The sequence below is a fragment of the Agromyces humi genome (genome assembly GCF_009720255.1).
Lineage (GTDB): Bacteria > Actinomycetota > Actinomycetes > Actinomycetales > Microbacteriaceae > Agromyces > Agromyces humi.
The window spans coordinates 1-1,688 of the sequence record NZ_WJSP02000586.1 but is presented as its reverse complement, the minus strand read 5'-3'; the positions used below and the strand labels follow the sequence as shown (position 1 = coordinate 1,688).

Below are 1,688 nucleotides of genomic sequence, written 5' to 3'. Positions count from 1 at the left end.
ACACCGCGGCCACGCTCATGACGACGAGCGCGCCGAGCGTGATGGCGGCGCCGACCCAGATCGGCGACGTGTAGCCGAGCCCGGCCGCGATCGCGACGCCGCCCGCCCACGCGCCGAGCGCGTTCCCGAGGTTGAACGCGCCGATGTTGGCGCCCGAGGCGAGTGTCGGCGCGTGGGCGGCGGAGCGCATGACGCGGCTCTGCAGGGCGGGCACGGTGCCGAAGCCGAGGCCGCCCATGGCGATGAGGAGTGCGATCGTGGCGACGGGGCTCCACGCCAGCCAGGCGAAGAGCGCCAGCACGACGACGAGCGCGGCGAGGAAGGCCAGCAGGGTGCCGTCGATGGAACGGTCGGCGAGCCGCCCGCCGACCCAGTTGCCGACGACGAGCCCGGCGCCGAAGAGCACGAGCAGCCAGGGCACCGCACCCGAGTCGAAGTCGCTCACCTCGGTGAGCGTGTAGGCGATGTAGGTGAACGCGCCGAACATGCCGCCGAAGCCGAGCACGGTGACGGTGAGCGAGAGCCACACCTGACCCGACCGGAAGGCGCCGAGCTCGCGACGCAGGCTGGGAACGGGCGTGCCGGCGGCGGGCTTCGGCACGAGCGTCGCGATGCCCACGAGTGCGACGACGCCGATGGCCGAGATGACCCAGAACGTCGACCGCCAGCCGTACTGCTGGCCGAGGAAGGTGCCGAGCGGCACGCCGAGCACGTTCGCGGCCGTGAGCCCGGTGAACATGATCGCGATGGCGCCGGCCGCCCGGTCGGGAGCCACGAGGCTCGCGGCCACGACGGAGCCGATGCCGAAGAAGGCGCCGTGGCAGAGGGCGGCGACGATGCGCCCGGTCATCATGAGCTCGTACGTGGGGGCCATGGCCGAGATCGCGTTGCCGGCGATGAAGAGCACGAGCAGGCCCATGAGCACGGGCTTGCGGGGGAGCCTGATGGTAGCGGCGGTGAGTCCGAGCGCGCCGACGACGACGGCGAGGGCGTAGCCCGAGATGAACCAGCCGGCCTGGGCCTCCGTGACGCCGAAGTCGGCGGCCACCTCGGGCAGCAGGCCCATGATCACGAACTCGGTGAGGCCGATGCCGAACCCGCCGATGGCGAGGGCGAGAAGGCCGAGTGGCATGCGCGGAACTCCGATACACTGGTCGTAGTAGTTGCAAACGCGCTCTATTTCGAACGCGGGCTCAATGCTTGCACACGCAATTAGAAAGCGCAAGCAACTACATGACCGACCAGGAGGATCGCATGGGCATCGCCGACGACGCCGTCGAGGTGCGCGCGCACGGATGGCGCACGCTCGCCGCACTGCACGGCATGATCGAGGCCGAGCTCGAACGCGCGCTCGCGGCATCCGTCGACCTCTCGGTCGTGGAGTACACGGTGCTCGACGCGCTCAGCCGGCAGGACGGCTGGCACATGCGCATGCAGCAGCTCGCCCGCGCGGCCGCGCTGAGCCCGAGCGCCACCACGCGGCTCGTCAATCGCCTCGAGGACCGGATGCTGCTGACGCGCGTGCTCTGCGCCGACGACCGCCGCGGCATCTACACCGAGCTCACCGCCGCCGGGGGAGTGCTCGACCCGTACCGGCACGTGTGCGCATTCGTGGATGCGCCGTGGCAGGACCCCGTCTTCGACCCGTTCATCTCCGACGGGGTGGACCGGGGCGATCGCCTGCTCTA

At 70.9% G+C, this 1,688-nt stretch carries 2 protein-coding genes; one reads left to right on the top strand and one right to left on the bottom strand.

What is annotated here, in order from left to right:
• Positions 1–1,132 (bottom strand): MFS transporter (locus GH736_RS22560; protein ID WP_159607223.1); only part of this gene is annotated, 1,132 nt, incomplete at its 3' end.
• Between the two features lie 122 nt (positions 1,133–1,254).
• Between GH736_RS22560 and GH736_RS22555 the strand changes: the two genes are divergently transcribed.
• The coding region (locus tag GH736_RS22555; protein WP_235934641.1) for a MarR family winged helix-turn-helix transcriptional regulator at positions 1,255–1,688 on the top strand (434 nt) is incomplete at its 3' end.